The 16,453-nt window shown below is 36.2% G+C and carries 14 protein-coding genes and 2 pseudogenes; 8 read left to right on the top strand and 8 right to left on the bottom strand.

Annotation, left to right across the window (positions count from 1 at the left end; translation table 11 throughout):
• Positions 1–18 precede the first annotated feature (18 nt).
• The 3 genes and pseudogenes from SUDEN_RS00875 to SUDEN_RS11610 all read right to left on the bottom strand — a co-directional run.
• Complete coding sequence (locus SUDEN_RS00875; protein WP_011371809.1) at positions 19–1,197, bottom strand: flagellin; 1,179 nt, start codon at positions 1,195–1,197, stop codon at positions 19–21.
• Positions 1,198–1,409: 212 nt separating this feature from the next.
• A pseudogene (locus tag SUDEN_RS11615) lies at positions 1,410–1,649 on the bottom strand (flagellin); the annotation flags it as partial.
• A gap of 576 nt (positions 1,650–2,225) precedes the next feature.
• Positions 2,226–2,555 (bottom strand): annotated as a pseudogene (locus SUDEN_RS11610) (flagellin); the annotation flags it as partial.
• A gap of 241 nt (positions 2,556–2,796) precedes the next feature.
• On the opposite strand from SUDEN_RS11610, the gene topA reads away from it, so the two are divergent.
• From topA to SUDEN_RS00840, 6 genes are read left to right on the top strand one after another with little or no spacing between them, the layout of a single operon-like run.
• Positions 2,797–5,028: a type I DNA topoisomerase gene (gene topA, locus SUDEN_RS00865; protein WP_011371807.1), complete on the top strand. Its 2,232-nt coding sequence runs from the start codon at positions 2,797–2,799 to the stop codon at positions 5,026–5,028.
• A gap of 2 nt (positions 5,029–5,030) precedes the next feature.
• On the top strand, positions 5,031–5,552 hold the full coding sequence (locus SUDEN_RS00860) for a YfcE family phosphodiesterase (RefSeq protein ID WP_011371806.1): 522 nt from the start codon (positions 5,031–5,033) through the stop codon (positions 5,550–5,552).
• Positions 5,549–6,394 carry a biotin synthase gene (locus tag SUDEN_RS00855; RefSeq protein WP_011371805.1) on the top strand — a complete coding sequence of 282 codons (846 nt, stop codon included), beginning with the start codon at positions 5,549–5,551 and terminating at the stop codon, positions 6,392–6,394. The genes SUDEN_RS00860 and SUDEN_RS00855 overlap by 4 nt, the downstream gene beginning before the upstream one ends.
• A gap of 3 nt (positions 6,395–6,397) precedes the next feature.
• Positions 6,398–7,561 (top strand): cation:proton antiporter, encoded by a 1,164-nt coding sequence (locus tag SUDEN_RS00850; RefSeq protein WP_011371804.1) that lies wholly within the window; start codon positions 6,398–6,400, stop codon positions 7,559–7,561.
• The gene (locus SUDEN_RS00845; protein ID WP_011371803.1) at positions 7,554–8,006 is read left to right on the top strand and encodes a hypothetical protein; all 453 of its coding nucleotides are present in this window, start codon (positions 7,554–7,556) and stop codon (positions 8,004–8,006) included. The genes SUDEN_RS00850 and SUDEN_RS00845 overlap by 8 nt, the downstream gene beginning before the upstream one ends.
• Positions 8,003–8,407, top strand: coding sequence for a thioredoxin family protein (locus tag SUDEN_RS00840; protein WP_011371802.1), 405 nt, complete (start codon positions 8,003–8,005; stop codon positions 8,405–8,407). Before SUDEN_RS00845 ends, SUDEN_RS00840 begins: the two co-directional genes overlap by 4 nt.
• Positions 8,408–8,411: 4 nt before the next feature.
• On the opposite strand, the gene SUDEN_RS00835 is transcribed toward SUDEN_RS00840, so the two are convergent.
• The gene (locus SUDEN_RS00835) at positions 8,412–9,365 is read right to left on the bottom strand and encodes an NAD(P)-binding domain-containing protein (protein ID WP_011371801.1); all 954 of its coding nucleotides are present in this window, start codon (positions 9,363–9,365) and stop codon (positions 8,412–8,414) included.
• A gap of 126 nt (positions 9,366–9,491) precedes the next feature.
• On the opposite strand from SUDEN_RS00835, the gene SUDEN_RS00830 reads away from it, so the two are divergent.
• Together SUDEN_RS00830 and asnB are read left to right on the top strand one after the other, a co-directional pair.
• On the top strand, positions 9,492–10,079 hold the full coding sequence (locus SUDEN_RS00830) for a class I SAM-dependent methyltransferase (RefSeq protein ID WP_011371800.1): 588 nt from the start codon (positions 9,492–9,494) through the stop codon (positions 10,077–10,079).
• Complete coding sequence (gene asnB, locus SUDEN_RS00825; protein ID WP_011371799.1) at positions 10,079–11,884, top strand: asparagine synthase (glutamine-hydrolyzing); 1,806 nt, start codon at positions 10,079–10,081, stop codon at positions 11,882–11,884. Before SUDEN_RS00830 ends, asnB begins: the two co-directional genes overlap by 1 nt.
• Here the strand turns inward: asnB and SUDEN_RS00820 are convergent.
• The 4 genes from SUDEN_RS00820 to SUDEN_RS00805 form a co-directional block, all read right to left on the bottom strand.
• The gene (locus SUDEN_RS00820) at positions 11,879–12,556 is read right to left on the bottom strand and encodes a carbonic anhydrase (RefSeq protein ID WP_011371798.1); all 678 of its coding nucleotides are present in this window, start codon (positions 12,554–12,556) and stop codon (positions 11,879–11,881) included. The genes asnB and SUDEN_RS00820 overlap by 6 nt on opposite strands.
• A gap of 35 nt (positions 12,557–12,591) precedes the next feature.
• Positions 12,592–13,473, bottom strand: coding sequence for a class I SAM-dependent methyltransferase (locus SUDEN_RS00815; protein ID WP_011371797.1), 882 nt, complete (start codon positions 13,471–13,473; stop codon positions 12,592–12,594).
• Positions 13,474–13,571: 98 nt separating this feature from the next.
• Positions 13,572–14,900, bottom strand: a complete 1,329-nt coding sequence (locus tag SUDEN_RS00810; protein ID WP_011371796.1) for an aminotransferase class V-fold PLP-dependent enzyme — start codon at positions 14,898–14,900, stop codon at positions 13,572–13,574.
• Positions 14,893–16,452, bottom strand: a complete 1,560-nt coding sequence (locus tag SUDEN_RS00805; protein WP_011371795.1) for a nitrite/sulfite reductase — start codon at positions 16,450–16,452, stop codon at positions 14,893–14,895. The genes SUDEN_RS00810 and SUDEN_RS00805 overlap by 8 nt, the downstream gene beginning before the upstream one ends.
• Between the last annotated feature and the right edge of the window lies 1 nt (position 16,453).

The following is a 16,453-nucleotide window of genomic DNA, read 5'->3' as shown; positions in this document are numbered from 1 at the left end:
GTGTAAGATGTTTTTATATTACTGAAGTAGTTTTAATACATTTTGTTGAACAGCGTTAGCTTGACTCATAGCGTATGAACCAGACTGAGCTAAGATATTAAATTTCGCAAAGTTCGCACTCTCTGCCGCAAAGTCAACGTCACGAATCTGTGATTCTGCCGCTTGAACATTTACCTGAGTTACAGAGATATTTCTAATAGTTGATTCAAGTTGATTTTGAACCGAACCTATATCTGATCTTCTAGAGTCTAAATCTTTAAGAGTATAATCCGAGATGATAATAGCTTTCTCTGCTTTTTCTCTAGTTGTAACATCAATAGTACTAAAGTTGTTTGTTAGAGCAGCCGTAGCATCTCCAATAGTAAATCCTGCTTCAGTTGTAGTAAAGTTATCACTAGAATCTACTCTAATACCAAATGCCGCAGTTCCTGCAGTCGAAGATGTAAGTTCATATACACTAGCTCTTGCATTTGTTCCATCTGTTTGAGCATCTGAGTTAAATGCATCAACTACCATCTGTGCAATCTCATAACTAGAGTGTGCACCTGAAGTAAGTACAGCTTCACCTGTTGATGTTGATGTTGTACCATCTGCACTTGTAACAGTAACGCTAAGAGATACTGTACTAACACCAGCCTGACCTGTAGTAGCTGTTAATCCTGTAGTTGATTCTGCTAGCGAGAATTTACCTACTTTTTCAGTTCTACTATCCTCTATAGAGATTTTTACAGTCTCTCCAGAGTATGCACCAATATGGAATGATTTATTTTGATAACCACCATTTAGAAGTGTTTGACCATTAAACGAAGTAGTTGAAGCAATATTTTGAGCCTCTTGCATAAGTCTGTCAATATCAGCCTGAATAGCTTTACGTGTATCAGAAGTTTGACCATCAGACGCAGCTTGAATAGCTTTAGTTCTAATAGTATTAGCAATATTTATATACTCATCCAAAGCACCATCCGCTGTTTGGGTAACACCTATACCATCATTTGAATTCATAACAGCTTGCCCCAAACCTTGAGCTTGTTGACGAAGAGAATCGGCAATAGCCATACCAGAAGCGTCATCTGCCGCTTTCGTAATTCTTAAACCAGAACTAAGTGAACCAAGACTTTTATCAAGTCCTAAGTTAGTCATGCTTGCATTTCTATGCGCGTTCATAGCACTAATATTTGTGTTTATTCTAAATCCCATTACAAATCCTTTTTAAGGTTATTTGTAGAGTTTAAGCAATGAGTGTTCCAAAAAAATTAAAATGAGAGCTTAAAAGAGGTTTAAACCCATCCTCAAGTTTTACTTGAAGATGGGTTTGTAAAATAACAGTTATAGATGAGTTACCACTGTAACAATCTCATAATGTTTTCTAAAGGGACGTGAGCGTAGCTAAAGCTACTTACTCAAGACGACTACTGAAGTAGTCTCATAACATTTTGTTGAACAGCGTTAGCTTGACTCATAGCGTATGAACCAGACTGAGCTAAGATATTAAATTTCGCAAAGTTCGCACTCTCTGCCGCAAAGTCAACGTCACGAATCTGTGATTCTGCCGCTTGAACATTTACCTGAGTTACAGAGATATTTCTAATAGTTGATTCAAGTTGATTTTGAACCGAACCTATATCTGATCTTCTAGAGTCTAAATCTTTAAGAGTATAATCCGAGATGATAATAGCTTTCTCTGCTTTTTCTCTAGTTGTAACATCAATAGTACTAAAGTTATTTGTTAGAGCAGCCGTAGCATCTCCAATAGTAAATCCTGCTTCAGTTGTAGTAAATTTATCACTAGAATCTACTCTAACACCAAATGCCGCAGTTCCTGCAGTCGAAGATGTAAGTTCATATACACTAGCTCTTGCATTTGTTCCATCTGTTTGAGCATCTGAGTTAAATGCATCAACTACCATCTGTGCAATCTCATAACTAGAGTGTGCACCTGAAGTAAGTACAGCTTCACCTGTTGATGTTGATGTTGTACCATCTGCACTTGTAACAGTAACGCTAAGAGATACTGTACTAACACCAGCCTGACCTGTAGTAGCTGTTAATCCTGTAGTTGATTCTGCTAGAGCAAATTTACCTATTTTTTCAGTTCTACTATCTTCTATAGAGATTTTTACAGCCTCTCCAGAGTATGCACCAATATGGAATGATTTATTTTGATAACCACCATTTAGAAGTGTTTGACCATTAAACGAAGTAGTTGAAGCAATATTTTGAGCCTCTGCCATAAGTTTGTCAATATCAGCCTGAATAGCTTTACGTGTATCTAAAGTTTGACCATCAGACGCAGCTTGAATAGCTTTAGTTCTAATAGTATTAGCAATATTTATATACTCATCCAAAGCACCATCCGCTGTTTGAGTAATACCAATACCATCGTTTGCATTTGATACAGCTTGACCCAAACCTTGAGCTTGTTGACGAAGAGAATCGGCAATAGCCATACCAGAAGCGTCATCTGCCGCTTTCGTAATTCTTAAACCAGAACTAAGTGAACCAAGACTTTTATCAAGTCCTATATTAGTTTGCTGAGCATTTCTATGTGCGTTCATCGCACTAATATTTGTGTTTATTCTAAATCCCATGATAAATCCTTTTAGGGTAGAGCCTTACGCTCTAGTTAATTTTTTATCTTGGCTTCCATGCCTTGATGTTAACTAAATCGACACTCTCAAAAATAACTTTAATCAATTTACAAATATTTTTCAAAAATATTTGATTTCATCTATTTATTTATTTTTTGCTACACTTCCAGACTTAAAAAGAACTATACTATATATATAGGAATGCTATTTGAACCTAATTATCGTTGAATCACCTGCAAAAGCAAAGACAATAAAAAACTTCCTTGGCAAGGAATATGAGGTTATTGCATCAAAGGGACACATAAGAGATTTGCCAAAATCTCGTTTTGGAATAACAGTAGATGAAAACTCTCATCTAATTCCAGCTTATAGTGTTGCAAAAGAGAATGCTGCAACTGTAAAAGAGATAACCACTTTAGCAAAAAAGAGCGATATCATCTATATCGCGACCGATGAGGATCGTGAGGGTGAAGCAATCGGATGGCATATAGCTCATGCTATCAAAAAAGACCCTGCAGAACTTCCTCGTATAGTTTTTCATGAGATAACTAAAACAGCCATAGAAAACGCACTCTTAAACGCTAGAAAGATAGATATGGATATGGTAAACGCTCAACAAGCACGTCGTATCCTTGACCGTGTAGTTGGCTATAAACTCTCTCCGCTTCTTAGCTCAAAAATCCAAAAGGGGCTCTCCGCTGGACGTGTGCAATCATCAACACTAAAACTTGTAGTTGACCGTGAGAGAGAGATAAGAGCGTTTGTAGCAGAAGAGTACTGGACTATAGATACACTCTTTGCAAAAGATATAGAAGCTTCTCTTATATCTCACATGGGAGAGAAGCTCTCAAAACTCTCAATCACAAACAAAGCTGATGCATCTTCAATAGTAAAAAGTGTAAAAGAAGATAGTTTTATTATCTCTAAGATAGAGACTAAAGAGAGAAGAAGTGCAACTCCACCGCCATTTATGACATCAACTCTTCAACAAGTCGCTTCAAGCAAACTAGGGTTTACTCCTAAGAAAACTATGATGGTCGCACAAACTCTTTATGAAGGTGTTAAAACTCCAAGCGGAACAAGCGGTGTTATCACCTACATGAGAACAGATTCACTAAACTTAGCACATGAAGCGCTAACTGCTGTTCGTGGTCTTATTGAGAGCAGATTTGGCAAAAAATATCTCCCAGCAGAGCCTAAAATTTACACTAAAAAGGCAAAAGGCGCACAAGAAGCTCACGAAGCTATTCGCCCTACTATGCTTGCGTTTACTCCAGAGGTGGCAGCTTCATTTTTAAAACCAGATGAGATAAAACTATATCGCCTTATATATGAGCGCTTTGTCTCTTGTCAAATGAATGATGCTGTATTTGAGCAACAAAGCATTATCTTTAGCGGAGCAAATAACGAATACAAAGCAATCGGTAGAAAATTAACATTTGATGGTTTTTACGCTCTCACTGGAGCAGAAGATAAAGACAAACTTCTTCCATCTCTAAGTGAAGGGCAAAGTGCTCAAATCCAAAAGATAGAGTCAACTCAGCACTTTACAGAGCCACCAGCTCGTTACTCTGAAGCTGCACTTATCAAAAAACTTGAGAGTGAGGGGATTGGACGACCTTCTACTTATGCTCCAACTATAGCAACTCTTAGTAACCGCACTTACGTGACTATTGAGAAAAAGCAGATTATTCCGACAGAGATGGCATTTACAGTTACCGAGATTTTAGAGAAAAACTTCTCAAACATCGTTGATCTCTCCTTTACGGCAAACATGGAAGAAAAGCTTGATGAGATAGCAGAGGGGCAAAATGATTGGCAAAAACTACTTAGTGACTTTTATGGCGATTTCTTAGCACAAGTTGAAGAGGGAAAAACAAATATAGTGTCTCTAAAGATGGCAACACCTCTAGGCAGAGCTTGCCCTAAATGTGGAGAAGAGCTACTTTTACGTTCAGGGAGATTTGGCGAGTTTATAGCATGTAGTGCCTTTCCAAAATGTAAATATACAGAACAGGTTGAGGGCGAGAAAAAAGAAGGTGAAGAAAATGCACAATCATCTTCAAGTGATGAAATATGCGATAAATGTGGAAAAGAGATGGTTACTAAAAACGGGAGAAATGGTCCATTTTTAGCATGTAGCGGTTACCCTGATTGTAAAAACACAAAAAGCATAAATGTTGAGGAGAAGACAAGTGAGACTCCATGTCCTGATTGTGGTGGTAAAATAAGCCTCAAAAATTCAAGACGAGGACCATTTTGGGGATGTGAAAACTACCCTACATGTAAGTTTATCTCAAAGTTTGAACCATCAAAATATAAGTGTAGAGAATCTGGATGTGATGGTGCACTAGCTTTTAGGGTATTTAGAGGCAAAGAGATTTATGAGTGCATAAAGTGTAAAGCAAAAACTCCAGCACAAGAGATAGTAGCAGAGTAAAAATGAAGATAGGCATCATCTCAGACACTCATAGAAAAGTTAAAAAAGCTAGGCGTGCTATAAACACTCTAATCGAAGATGGAGCGGAGTTTATTATCCATGCAGGTGATATTGTAGATGTTGAAATTCTTAATCTTTTGAGAGATAGTGGTGTTGAATATGTAGCGGTTTATGGAAATAATGATGCTCATTTAGCTGAATTTCACACTCAGTTTAACTTAGTTCAAGAGCCTTACTACTTTGAGGTGGCAGATATAAAGTTTAAACTTATGCACATTCCATTTTACATGTCACCTGACGCAGATGTTGTAGTTTTTGGACATACCCATGAGTTCTCTTTGGAATTTATAAACAACACTCTTTTTGTTAATTCAGGAGAAATTTGTGCTAGAAACAAACCTCTCTCAGAGTGGGCTATGCTTGATGTAGAAAATAAAAGCTACAAGCTCACAAGATATACAAGAGAGAACAAAAGTGATATCATAGAGAAGAAAAACTTTAAGTACCTACGAGAAAAAAAGTGAATCAGAAAATATTTTTATGCTCCATTTGCAACATAAATAGCGGTACATGTAATGAAGATTGCAAGTTTTGTTCTCAAAGTGTACGTTACAAAGCTGATATAGACAGATATAAGCAAAAAGAGATTTCACTAATCCTTAAAGAGGCTCAGGATGCTTACTCTAATGGTGCGCTTGGCTTTTGCCTTGTAACTTCAGACAAAGGGTTAAATGATAAAACACTAAATTTTGTCTGCTCTATTGCAGAGGTTCTAAGCAAAGAGCTACCAGAGTTAAGACTTATCGCATGCAATGGAACGGCTACAATAGAGCAACTTCTAACACTTAGGGCTTCTGGCATAAAAGCATACAACCATAACCTTGAGACTTCAAGAGAGTTTTACCCAAAAATCTGCACAACTCACTCTTGGGATGAGCGATATGAGACCTGTCAAAATATTAACAACGCTGGTTTAGTCCTTATAAGCGGTGGGATTTTTGGACTTGGAGAGAGAGAAGAAGACAGAGTTTCGATGTTAAAATCACTAGATAGTCTAAAACCAACCTCTGTTCCTATAAACTTCTATCATCATAACGAAGCTCTTGAGCTTAGCCCAAATCCTCTAAGTGTTGATGAAGCATTATCACTTATAAAGCTTACTCGCGCAATGATTCCAGATGCACAAAGAATCATGGTCGCAGGTGGAAGAGAGCTTATGTTTGGAGATAGAGAGAGTGAAATATTTGCAAATGGCGCTAACTCTATCGTTATTGGAAACTATCTCACAACAAGCGGAAAGGCCATGCAGAGGGATTTGGAGATGCTAAAATCTCTCAATCTTGATGTAGCCTCCTCGGTAAAATAGTAGATGTATGAAAATATAATATTAATAGTAACTATCTCTCTTATTATTATATTTTCTCCTTTTTTTGCGAAGCTCATAAAACTTCCAACTACCCCAATAGAGATTATATTTGGCGCTGTTTTTGCATATATTGGTCTTATACATGAGGAACATCTCTTTAAAATAGTTGCGGAACTTGGATTTTTGTATCTTATGTTTATCGCTGGGACGGAGATAAATCTCAAAAGTACTCTAAAAACCCCAAAAGAGTTAATGCAAAAAATCATCATATATCTGGCTATTTTATACTCTTTTTCTATCGCTATCTCTCTTTACTTTGAGCTTGGAAAAATCTTTATGGTGCTTATGCCGCTTATCTCCGTTGGGCTAATTGCAACGCTCTCAAAAGAGTATGGAAAAACTCCATGGCTTGCTCTCTCCATGACCGCAGGAGCAATTGGAGAGATAGTAAGTATCGGCTTTTTAACACTAACATCAGCGACACTTGAAACTGGTGTGGGCTTTGCTCTTGCTCAGACTATTTTTGCACTTGCGCTGTTTTTACTATTTATGTTTTTACTATTTCGTGCAATCGAGCTTCTTTTTTGGTGGTTTCCTACAGTTGCAACATCACTTATGCCTCATGATGACAACAAAGAGCAAGATATAAGACTATCTATGGGGATATTTTTCATTTTAGTCGGTGCGATGCTCTATCTAAAACTTGAACTCGCTTTTGGTGCGTTTTTGGCTGGGATTTTTATACCAACATTTTTTGAACATAAAAAAGAGCTTCCAGAAAAACTTGCCTCTTTTGGTTTTGGCTTTTTAATCCCTATATTTTTTATCCATATAGGAAGTTCATTTAATCTTGAAGCGCTATTTATGGATGGACTTATCACAAAAGCTCTTTTAATTACTCTAGCTATGACTATGATGCGTCTTATAGCTTCACTTGTTTTTATAAAAGAGTTAAAACTTGTGGACTCTCTTTTGATGGGCTTGTCACACTCTATGCCGCTTACACTTCTTATTGCAATGGCGACACTCGCTTACAATGGCAAGAGCATAACTGAACTCTATTACTATGCACTTATCTTAGCTTCACTCTTCCAAGCAATCGCAATTATGGTTATAATTAAGTTGATAAATAATTATAAAATAAAAAGCAGGATTGTAGATGAGTAAATTTAAAACCATATTTGTTACCCTTTTTTTTCTCTTCTTTGCTTCACATGTAGGAGCGCAAACTCCTTTTACCTTAAGTGGTGTTAAGAGTTATTACCCAGTAGTTGAGTTGAACACAGACAAAATAGATATAAAATATAAAGAGAAAATATTAGAGATGCTCATAAAAAAATCTCAAAAACTGGGGATTGAGACAAAAAACTTCTCATCTCGCTCACTTGCATTTCTTATAGGTTTCATCGGTATAGGCGATACATTAGCACTTAAAATGGAGTTAATGGTTGGAGAGAATGCTATGCGCCTTGATACAAAGGAGAGTGTCTTTGTAATCTCTTACATGAACTCTCGCATCTTTGTTCCTCAAGAACTAGAAGAGGAGCTCATCGACAATGCAGAGGAGCTTTTAGATATGTTTGAAGCACAATATAAAGAGGATAATTTATGAAAAATATAATTTTAATACTTTTATTTAGCGTTTTTGTTTTTGCAGATGGTTATAGAGATTTTGCAGAGAGTATGAGTTACGAGACTAGCTATGAAGTCGCACTAAAGAGAGCAAAAGAGCAGAAGAAAAACCTTATGGTTTTAATGGTTACTAACTACTGCCCATGGTGCTCAAAATTTGAGAAAAAAACTCTTATGGATGCTGATATAGACAGAGCTATAAAAGCAAAATATATCCCTCTTATCATAAACAAAGAGGAGAAAGAGTTTCCATCTTTTTTAAATGTTCCAGTCGTACCAACAACATTTTTTATAGAAGCATCTACTGAGAAACCTTTTCATCAGAGTGTTGGCTTCTCAAATAAAATAGATTTTAAGAACCTATTAGACGCTCTAAAATAGGGCTTTAGAGTTTTTTTTCTTGAATATGTTTAGCTATAGCATAACCATGATTTAACCCAAGAGCTATACTTCCGCCTGACTCTTGCGTTATATCTCCAGCTACAAATAGCCCCTCTATATTTGTCTCATAATTTTCATCATGGCTAGGTTTGCCATCCTCCTCTTTTATGCCCGAACTTGCCAAAAATGCACTAGGTGTCGTTCCACCAATTGCATAAATTACTCTATCATAAATATCAGCTTCTCTCTCGCTAAAGATAACTTTTACTCTGCCGTTTTCATCTTCAAGAGAATTTATATCTACTCCCAAAATCGGTTCTACCTCTTTGTGCATAATTGCGTTTGCTATATCTCTTTGGTTTGTTGGATTTGCTCGTCTAAACGTCTCTCTTCTGTAACAAATTGCAACCTCATTTTTAGCGCTTAAATCAATCGCATACTCTATGGCGCTATCGCCTCCGCCAACGACTAAAATTTTCTCACCAATCCCACAATTATCAAGTGTAAAGGCAACCTTATCCTTAACTCCCTGTGGTATCTTGTAGTCTGGTTTATTTGGCTTACCCATTCTTCCAATGGTTACCACCACATATTTTGCATTTATGCTCTCTCCTGCGATAAATATCTCAAAATATCCATCTCTTTTTTTGATGTTTTGAACCTCTGTATGTGTTCTCAACTCCACTGAGTGGTTATTTAAAATCTCATCAAAAAAATCTAAAGTACTCTCTTTTGTTCCATCGACGAAATAGATTTTGCCCTCAAGCTCTACCTTTTGACCCTTCCAATCTTTATCAACTCTTTTGTTATCTTTATAATATTTTCGTATAGTTGAGTTGTGGTTTTGATCTTTTTCTAAAATTATAATATCTCTAACCCCAAGCAGATAGCTCTCAACCGCAGTTGCAATTCCCGATGGTCCTGCACCAATAATTGCAAGATTATACATGTGACTCATTACAAATCCTTATCTTTGAATGTCTGCATAATATCACAATGAAAAAGTGTTCTATATATATTTTGTACTATAATTTGAAAATTAAATCTCTTTTTTTGGAAAAATCCTACACTATGAACTCTTCAAATGCCTAAAATTGACAATAAAACATTCTACTCAAGCGCGATTGAGATGTATGGCATAACTGCAAAAGGGGTAAACTGGCACTCAAAAGAGTCACAAAATCTACGATTTGAGATTATCTTAGAGATGCTTCCAGAAGTTATGAGTGACTTTAGCGTTGCTGATGCTGGATGTGGATTTGGCGATTTATATCTCTACATGCAAAAAAAAAGAAGAGTTCCAAAAGAGTATATTGGTATAGATACTTTAGTTGACATGTACTCAATTGCAAGTGAGAGGACGGGGTGCGAGATAGTAGTCGCTGACATCTGCAAAGATTCTCTTCCCTCAGCTGATTTTTATATCTGTAGTGGCGCTATGAATGTTTTAAATGATTTTGAAACACATCTATTTATGCAAAACTGCTTTCGTACATGTAGAGTTGGTTTTTTATTTAATGTACTTTATGGAGATAAGCGCAGTGAGACTTACAACTACCTCACAAAAACAAAGATAGATAAAATCGCTGCTGATTTGGGCGTAGCAGAGGTTATATTTAGAGATGATTATTTGCAAGATGACGTAACTGTTATGTTTAAAAAGAGTCTTTGATGTGTGCTATTTTTGGGATATTAGGAGAGCATGATGAGAAAAAAGCAAAAGATGCTCTTGCTTTACTCTCTCACAGAGGAGGAGATTTTTGCGGGATTACTCAAGGGCAAAATCTCTTTTTTGCGCACCATAAACTTAGCATAACAGGCACTAACTCAGACTCAAATCAGCCATTTTCTTATGAGAAGATACTTCTCTCATTTAATGGAGAGATATACAACTACAAAGAGTTAAGAGCCGATTTGTCTTGTGAGTTTAATTTTAAAACACAAAGCGAGGCGGAAGTTATCGCTGCTTCTTACTTAAAATGGGGCGTTAATTTTGTATTGCATTTAAGAGGAATGTTTGCAATAGCTCTTTTAGATGATGAAATACTCTACCTTTTTCGTGATAGACTTGGTAAAAAACCGCTCTTTTATCTACATGTAAATGCTTTTATCTTTGCTTCTGAGATAAAAGCACTTGTACCATTTTTGCATAGTATTGAGATGGATGAGGATGCACTTCTTAGTTACCTCTCATTTTTAGCACCAACCCCGCCATTTACCTTTTTTAAAAATATCAAAAAATTAGCCGCTGGTGAGTATCTTATTTTTAAAGATTCAAAAGTTGAAATTAAGCGATATTTTGATTTGCTTGACACAACGCCATCTCTTATAACCAACAGGGATGAAGCAGTTTTTTTAGTCCAAAATGCACTAGAAGAAGCGATAAATATAAGATTAGCTACTGATGTTCCAATGGCATCACTGCTCTCTGGTGGAATTGACAGTGCAGCAATCAATGCTTATGCAAAAAAAGCTTCAATGGATATTCAAACCTACACCTTAGGATACAAAGAGTTTGCAAAATATGACGAGAGACAAAATGCCTCTTTGAGTGCTTCTCTTCTTGGGGTTAAAAATAGAGCTGTTGAAATTTCTCAAAGAGAGTTTGATGAGTCATGCGACATAGTCTTAGATGCCCTTGATGAGCCACTCAATGACCCTGCTGCGGTGCCGTTGTATCTGCTTTTTGGACATATAAAAAAAGATGGCTACAAAGTTGTCTTAAGCGGCGAGGGAAGCGATGAACTGTTTTTGGGATATAGACAATATTTTGAGTTTTTAGATATTGAGAAACTTACAAATCTAAAAAACAAAAACTGGTTAAGCGGCTATTTTCACTCAAATTTCTCAATGAACAGAGAGTGGGAGAGATACAAAAGAGTTTTTGATGGCTCACTTTTGTTTCGCACAACTGGAGAGAATTTTACAGATTTGCAAAAAAACGTATCAATGAAGAGAAACGTAAGAGATAACGAATCACTTAAATACATACAAAATTATAGAGAGACATTTCTCGCCTCATCACACTCTGATGAGAGTATATGGTACAGTTATATAGATTTACATCTTTTCCAAGCAGAACACTATCTCACTAAACTAGACCGCTTAAGTATGGCTCACTCAATAGAGTCACGCACCCCATTTTTAGATCATAAGCTAGCCTCTCTCGTCTTTAGCATAGACCCAAAAATCCGCTATATGGATGGCGTAACCAAATCTCTTTTAAAATCCGCTCTAAAACCCATGCTAGATGAAAAAATACTCTCACGCAGAAAAAAAGGCTTCTCAAATCCATTTATGGAGTATCTAATAGAGAGTAAAAAAATATCTCTTATTAAAGAAGTAAATGAGAAAACTGGGATTTTTAAAAAAGAGATTTTAGATGAACATATCAAAAAAGCCGCTAATGGCGGCTTTAAACAGCATATATGGGGACTTTATGTGCTAAGTGTTTGGTTAAAGAAGTATCTGCTATAAACTACTCTCCTCCTCCTCTTCTTCAATTTTTAGAGAACTTAGGTGTACAAATTGTGAGATTTCTGGGTCGTAGTACTCTATCTCACCACTCTCTATATCATATATCCAGCCATGAATTGCAATCTCTGCATTATCTACTCTCTTTTTAACAGATGGGTATGTAAGAAGATTCTCTAACTGTGATACAACTGAGAGTTTCTCTGTCAAGCGGTAGAGCGTCTCTTTGTCTGCTCTTAATCCAAGTGCTAAAATAGCCTGAGCTTTTGCGCTCTCTCCAAGTGTGAGCCATGTTTTTGTATGAACTAACTCAGGATTATTTGCACAACTTTTTTTATGAATTGCCTCTATCGCTCCACATTTTGTATGTCCACAAACAATAATACTCTTTACCTCTAAAACAGTTACCGCATACTCTATAGCTGAAGCTGTGGAGTGAAAATCCTCATCTGGTTTATATGGCGCAACAAAATTACCTACATTTCTTACAACAAAAAGATCCCCTGGAGCGCTTTGTGTTATAAGATTTGGTAAAACTCTTGAATCGGAACAGCCTATATACAAGGCTTTTGGTGTTTGACCTTTTTGAGACAACTGTAAAAACTCTTTTTCATAAGCTTTGAAAAAACTCTTTTGAAAAAGTTCATTACCTAAAATCATATTGTTGTGAACCATATAAACCTCCATAAAATTCGTGAAAAAAATTATATCTAAATAACTTTCCTAGCTGTTAAACAGAGATAATCTTTGCCCCTAATAGTTACTCTATACTTTTTTTGTTGAAGATATTTTTTACAAAAATGTATATCTTTTAAAACCAAACTCATTTCACTAAAGGCATAGTTTGGAGTTTTTGCACCATAAATCATCTCACCATCAATCCATCTGCAATTTGGAAAGCCCAAAATTATAGCTCCGTCTTTGTGGAGATAATTTTGGTAGATACTCATAAATGTAGCGTTAAACTCTATGTTTGAACTCTGCAGAGTTCCAATAGATATGATAAGGTCAAACTCTCCCAAATCAAGTTCACAGAGCCTATTTATATCATGGCAGATAAATTTTACATTTTTATCATCTAAAAAATCATCCTTTGCATACTCTATTGCAGAAGTGGAGTAGTCAACCCCGACAAACTCCGTTAATTCAAACTCCTCACAGCTCAACATCTCTTTTATAACCCTAAACTCATCACCACGATTTACACCAAGATTTAGAACTCTCTTTTTACTCTTGATATCTATAAATTCCAGCGCTTTTTGATAATGATATAAAAAGCTAAACTGTGCAGTTTTATCTATCTTAAAAAACTCGCTATCTGCTCCATATTTTTCGCTACTTTTGTCTGCTTTATGAAAAGAGGATTCAAGATGAAGTTTTTGAAATCTCAACACAGTAGTTGTCTCATTTTTTATCGGTGTAAGCATCTTCATAAAAAAGAGCTGTGCTAAATCAACAAAAGCTTTATAGCCAAAAGTATCTATATCAGCGTCCAAAAACTCTGCCTCTACAACCGCTCCCTCTTTTACATGTAACCCCTCAAAATAGTCCAATATCTCTTTTGAGGTTCTGTTTTTTAAATCAATCCTCATTGTTTAACCGCATATTAAGGGAATTAAAAAATTTGTAAATCACTGTTTGCCTTTATTAAAGTAGCTAATTTTTGAGCAAATTGTACTCTTGTAACTATTCAATCGCTCTTAATTTTTTTTATCTCTATAATACTTTTTTTAAGTGCTCCCAAGAGATAATCAATATCATTAATCTCCTGTGCATAGTGGATGCTCAGGCGAAGCCATCCTGGTTTTTTTGCAAAATTTGAGTTATCCTTTAGTCCTAAGAGATCGTGTCCATACGGTCCTGCACATGAACAACCTGCACGACTTTGGATGCCATCAAGATTTGACATGTAAGAACAGAGCAGATAAGGGTCAACTCCATCGATATTAAACGAGATTATACCTATGTTCTCTTCTTCTAAATTACCGTAAATTGTACACCCTTTTATATCCATAAGAGCATCAATTAAATGTTTCATCAGTATATTTTTTTGTTTTTTTATTCTTATAAAACCTACTTCATTACGAAGTTGATATGCCAAAGTAGCTCTAATTAGTTGTAATATTCCAGGCGTTCCTGCATCCTCACGAGCCTCTTTTTCGTCAATAAACTGATGCGTGTTGCGATTAACGTATTTAAATGTACCTCCTCCTGCAAATGTTGGAGCGATGTCCTCATCAATCAGCCCTTTTCGTATGGCTAAAATTCCACAAGAACCTGGACCGCCTATGAGTTTGTGCGGGGAGAGAAACATAGCGTCATATAGAGAAGACGGTATATTCATATATGGAGATGAAGCAGCCGCATCAAAACAGACAATCGCATTATATTTGCGAAGAAGCAGAGAAATTTTTTCATACGGAGTTATGATTCCCGTGACATTAGAAGCTATACAAAATGCCCCAATTATCTGAGAGTGCGTACTTGTTTGTAAAATTTGCTCAAGCTGTTCTAAATCAATCACTCCTCTATTATTAAGTCCAATACGCACTGTATCGCAGAGTGCTTCACGATAGCTTACCTCATTTGAGTGGTGCTCGTAAGGTCCTGTAATTACTAAAGGAGTGGACTCTTTATCATTATTAATATTAAATCGTTTACGAGTAGCAGGAGGGATATATATGCCTACAATCTCCTGAAAACGCTTTATTGCAGATGTCGCACCACAGCCACACGGCAAAATTGCAAAATCAGATTCAAGCTTCAGTAACCTTTTTAAATGTCTGCGTGCCTGTGTATAGTAGAAGTCTGTCTTTGCCGCCATTGAAGCCTCTTTTGAGTGTGTATTGGCATATGTTTTTAATACCTCTTGAACACGCAATTCAATTGTTTTATATGCCAATCCAGAAGCTGTATAATCGAAATAATATTTTTTATGTACACCTATGATGCCTTTTTTTATCTCATCTCTAATGTTTTTTTTATCCCTCAAAATTGGAGAAAATATATCTTTATCCATATATTTTTCCTGTTGCATAGTCATGAAAATTTTTATAATGACTATTTAGGTAACTCTCTATTATATTTTCTACAATTTGGCAAGCATCTTCTGGTATAAACTTTATACCAGTACTCTTAGCGAAATTACTTTTGTCTCCCTCTAAATGACCGCCTAAGATAAGTTCAAAACCTGAAACATATTTACGGTTATTCTCTACCTTACATCCAAGCAGACCAATATCTACTACATGTGGATGTGCACATGAGTGAGAACATCCATTGACACTAAAAGAGAGAGGCTCTTTAAAATCAGGAAATCTGTTTTGCAAATGAGCAACCAGTCTCGATGCCAAATCTTTTGTCTCGGAGACAGCGTATTTACAAAAGTTTTTTCCCGTACATGAGAGTGTTCTTGCTTTAAACGGAGATGGATTTACATCTATATCTATCTCTTTGAGTGCTTTTGAGAGTGCATTAACACTACTACTAGGCACATCAGTAATCACAAGGTTTTGCGTTGTTGTCGCCTTGATAGTTGTAGCGCCGTTGTTTTGTAGTATCTCTAAAAGTTTATACAAACCATCCGCACCGATTCTTCCGCCATCAATTGCGCATCCTACATAACTTTTACCATCTTCTACGCTCTCATGAACTCCAAAATGCTCTCTTTTTTCATACGGCACATACTCTTGAAGCTCTCTGTTTTGTAAAATAAAATCTATATTTTCATGCAAAATTTCTATAAATTTTTCAACTCCCCATAAATCAAGAAGGTGTCCAAGCCTCGCTTTTCTTCTGTTTTCTCTGTTTCCATACTCTTTATATATCTGAGTTACTGCTTTTACAATTGGCAGAACCTGCGATGCTGTGACATATCCTATATGTGAAGCTATACGTTTGTTTGAAGCCAAACCACCTCCTACATTAACACAAAAGAGAATCTCACCAGTTTCTGTTTTTATAGCATTAAAGCTTAGGTCTTGTATCTCATGAGAGATACAGTGCTTAGAACAGCCGCTGACTCCAACCTTATATTTTCTAGGCAAATTTGAGAGCTCTGCATTTTTATCAAAATATCTATTAATATCCTGTGCAAGGGCATTAACATCACAAATTTGCTCCTTATCAATTCCATTTACAGGACAAGTAACAACATTTCTAGGAACATCCCCAGACGCAAAAACCGTACTTAAGTTTACCTCTTTTAAACGAGCAAAAATTGCAGGCAAATCTTTTATTGTTATAAAATGAAATTGAATATCCTGTCTTGTTGTAAAATCAGCCGTTGCTCTTGCATACTTTCTTGAAATATCTGCAACTGCTTCAAGCCCTTTAAGATTAAGTTTAGCCTCTGGGAGCTTGACTCTTAACATAAAATATAGAGTAGAGTCATCTTCATCTTGTAAGTTTCTGTTTTGCGTATATAAGCCATACCACTTAAACCTGTCTATATCTTCGGGATCAATTTCTTCTTCTGTTTTTGCATAGCGATATATGTCTTGAAGTACATCTAAGCCATCTTTATCTTTTTTTATACGCTCTACTCTCTGTGCTTTTGTCTCTTTTGACATT

It is taken from the genome of Sulfurimonas denitrificans DSM 1251, assembly GCF_000012965.1.
GTDB classification, from domain to species: Bacteria; Campylobacterota; Campylobacteria; order Campylobacterales; family Sulfurimonadaceae; genus Sulfurimonas; species Sulfurimonas denitrificans.
This window is presented reverse-complemented; position numbering and strand designations above follow the sequence as displayed.

Excerpts from the sequence above, each read along its gene's own strand:
- SUDEN_RS00875 (WP_011371809.1), bottom strand. The coding sequence starts at position 1,197 with ATGGGATTTAGAATAAACACAAATATTAGTGCTATGAACGCGCATAGA.
- SUDEN_RS00860 (WP_011371806.1), top strand. The coding sequence starts at position 5,031 with ATGAAGATAGGCATCATCTCAGACACTCATAGAAAAGTTAAAAAAGCT.
- SUDEN_RS00850 (WP_011371804.1), top strand. The coding sequence starts at position 6,398 with ATGTATGAAAATATAATATTAATAGTAACTATCTCTCTTATTATTATA.
- SUDEN_RS00845 (WP_011371803.1), top strand. The coding sequence starts at position 7,554 with ATGAGTAAATTTAAAACCATATTTGTTACCCTTTTTTTTCTCTTCTTT.
- SUDEN_RS00840 (WP_011371802.1), top strand. The coding sequence starts at position 8,003 with ATGAAAAATATAATTTTAATACTTTTATTTAGCGTTTTTGTTTTTGCA.
- SUDEN_RS00835 (WP_011371801.1), bottom strand. The coding sequence starts at position 9,365 with ATGAGTCACATGTATAATCTTGCAATTATTGGTGCAGGACCATCGGGA.
- SUDEN_RS00830 (WP_011371800.1), top strand. The coding sequence starts at position 9,492 with ATGCCTAAAATTGACAATAAAACATTCTACTCAAGCGCGATTGAGATG.
- asnB (WP_011371799.1), top strand. The coding sequence starts at position 10,079 with ATGTGTGCTATTTTTGGGATATTAGGAGAGCATGATGAGAAAAAAGCA.
- SUDEN_RS00820 (WP_011371798.1), bottom strand. The coding sequence starts at position 12,556 with ATGGTTCACAACAATATGATTTTAGGTAATGAACTTTTTCAAAAGAGT.
- SUDEN_RS00815 (WP_011371797.1), bottom strand. The coding sequence starts at position 13,473 with ATGAGGATTGATTTAAAAAACAGAACCTCAAAAGAGATATTGGACTAT.
- SUDEN_RS00810 (WP_011371796.1), bottom strand. The coding sequence starts at position 14,900 with ATGGATAAAGATATATTTTCTCCAATTTTGAGGGATAAAAAAAACATT.
- SUDEN_RS00805 (WP_011371795.1), bottom strand. The coding sequence starts at position 16,452 with ATGTCAAAAGAGACAAAAGCACAGAGAGTAGAGCGTATAAAAAAAGAT.